Origin of the sequence: Adlercreutzia sp. DFI.6.23 (assembly GCF_024462535.1) — a bacterium.
Taxonomy (GTDB): Bacteria; Actinomycetota; Coriobacteriia; order Coriobacteriales; family Eggerthellaceae; genus Adlercreutzia; species Adlercreutzia rubneri.
The window spans coordinates 1-399 of sequence record NZ_JANGBP010000196.1 but is presented as its reverse complement, the minus strand read 5'-3'; the positions used below and the strand labels follow the sequence as shown (position 1 = coordinate 399).

Here is a 399-nt window from a genome sequence, read left to right as displayed (position 1 = left end):
CCACGGGCCTGAAGATTTTCTTCACTGCGACCTTAAAAGTCCACCTCTGCCCATGACTCCAGAAGCAGTCCCTCGACGCGTCGGAACTCCCTCGTGTTGTTCGAAACGAGCGTCGCGCCATGGGCAAGGGCCGTCGCGGCAATCAGCAGATCGTTCGGCCCGATCATGCAACCGCGCCGCTTCAAGACGGCCCGGACTCGCGCGTAGCAGGCGGCGCACCGGGGATCGAAGGGAATGATGTGCAGCGGCGACAAGAGGCTCTCTACAAAGTAGCGGCCCTCTTCGGGATTGTTACTGTTCTCGGCCCCGTACAGCAGCTCGGCCTCGACGATAGCCGGCACGCCGAATAGATCCGGCGAGCTTTTCCGCATGATCTCCTGGGCCCGCGGCAGATGCCCC

At 62.7% G+C, this 399-nt stretch carries 1 protein-coding gene; it reads right to left on the bottom strand.

Translation table 11 applies throughout. The annotated features are described in order from the left end of the window. Positions 1-32: 32 nt before the first annotated feature. Positions 33-399: type II toxin-antitoxin system VapC family toxin (locus NE591_RS12980; RefSeq protein WP_256156834.1), on the bottom strand; the 367-nt coding region annotated here is incomplete at its 5' end.